This is a genomic window from Pedobacter sp. (genome assembly GCF_045628745.1).
In the GTDB taxonomy this organism is placed as follows: Bacteria; Bacteroidota; Bacteroidia; order Sphingobacteriales; family Sphingobacteriaceae; genus Pedobacter.
Genome location: NZ_JAZQPU010000377.1, coordinates 1 through 1,879 on the forward strand (window position 1 = coordinate 1; position 1,879 = coordinate 1,879).

The 1,879-nt window shown below is 42.3% G+C and carries 1 protein-coding gene and 1 pseudogene; both read left to right on the forward strand.

What is annotated here, in order from left to right; all coding sequences use genetic code 11:
* Nucleotides 1-1,614 (forward strand): TonB-dependent receptor domain-containing protein (locus tag ACR2F7_RS13795; protein WP_432714137.1); only part of this gene is annotated, 1,614 nt, incomplete at its 5' end.
* 23 nt (nucleotides 1,615-1,637) lie between these two features.
* Nucleotides 1,638-1,879 (forward strand): annotated as a pseudogene (locus ACR2F7_RS13800) (hypothetical protein); the annotation flags it as partial.

The following is a 1,879-nucleotide window of genomic DNA, read 5'->3' on the forward strand; positions in this document are numbered from 1 at the left end:
TGGACCAATACAGCTTTGTTGGCTAAAACTTTTGGTAAACATTCATTTGATTTATTGTTAGGTCATGAAGAGCAAACCTCTGAGGGCGATCAGTTTGGTTTAACCAGAACAGATCAGTCAGATCCTTACTATACCAATTTACAGGGTGGTTTTGGCAATGTGGCCGTGAGCAATACCGATAACCAGAAATATTATAATTACCTGGTGTCTTCCTTCTCCAGGTTTCAATATAACTACGACAGCAAGTATTTTCTTTCTGCCAACTTTAGGCGAGATGAGGCTTCGGTGTTGGGTTTAAATAATAAAACAGGAGATTTCTGGGGCTTTTCTGCTGCATGGGAACTCAGCAAAGAAGATTTCTGGGAGAATGCAGGTTTGAACAGCGTTTTCAATACCTTTAAACTGCGGTCTAGTTATGGAAAAGTAGGGAACCTGTCAGGTATAGGCGATTATGCCAGTTTATCTACCTATAGTGCAAACCTTTATGGCGGCTTACCCGGTTTGTATTATTCATCGGCAGGCAATATGGATCTGCAATGGGAAACGAGTAAAAAAATGGACCTGGGTATCAATTTTAGCATGTTCAATTACCGCTTCACAGCAGATCTTTCTTATTATAAAAACAACATCGATGGCTTAATTTTTGGCGTGCCGATGCCATCATCTGCAGGTTTACCGGGCGCTACACAAAACTCTATCCTGGCCAACGTGGGCAGCATGTACAACAAAGGTTTAGAGCTTGCCCTGAATGCAGCGTTGATACAGAAAACCAACCTCAGCTGGAACAGTGCTTTTAATATTTCTTACAACAAAAACGAAATTACTGCTCTTGCACCGGGGGTAACCAGTTTAATCTTTAACGATGTGGGTGGCTCTTCGGGCCAGGTTTCTATTTCCATGCCGGGCTCTCCGGTAGGGATGATTTATGCCATTAGAACTGAAGGTGTTGATGCAGCCACAGGCAGAAGGATTTTTTTAGATGGCAAGGGCCGCAAAGTTTATTATGAACAAGTGCCGGCAACAGGTCATTTCCAATGGGAATATGAAGATGGTACCCGTGCAAATTCAGTAACCACTACAGACGATGGGGTAGCCTATAAAAATACAAACCCTAAATTTTACGGTGGCTTTTCTAACAGCTTCCGTTTCAAAAACTTTGATTTGGATGCCATGATTACCTACCAATGGGGTGGTAACATGTATTTTGCAACACAGGCATCGCTGATGGATTACAGGTTCCAGAACAACTCGGTTAAAATTCTTGACCGCTGGCAAAAACCGGGCGACATTACAGATGTGCCCAAAGTACAGGATGGCGATATTACCTCATGGGGTTATTCTATTCCCATTACGGCAAATGTTTATAGCAGCGATTTCATCAGGTTGAAAAATGTGACTTTAGGTTATGCCTTGCCAAAAACACTGATGGAAAAAGCCAAGATAGAAAGTGCAAGGGTGTATGTGAGTGGTCAGAACTTGGCCATCATCACCAAATATCCGGGCTCCGATCCTGAGGTAACCAGTACGGGTAATGCTACGGCCACACAAGGTTTCGATAAAAACATGACGCCAAATGCCATGACCTTCACGTTGGGTGTTCAAATAGGGTTTTAACTTCACATATAAATTGCTTAGTTATGAAATTTAAAAATATAAGTATGCTGGCTGTTGGGGTATTACTGTCCTTCCATGCCTGCAAAAAAGACACTAAACTTAATCCTGTTCCTTCCACGCTCATCTCTGATATTTCAGCTTATGATACCCCAGAAAGAATCAGTAACCTGATGAATGGTTTATATGCTACTTTTAAAGGGGGTGGTTTTTGGGGTAGTCAATACCTATATTACAGTGAGGCCCGTGCCGGAGATTTTGTGGCCAC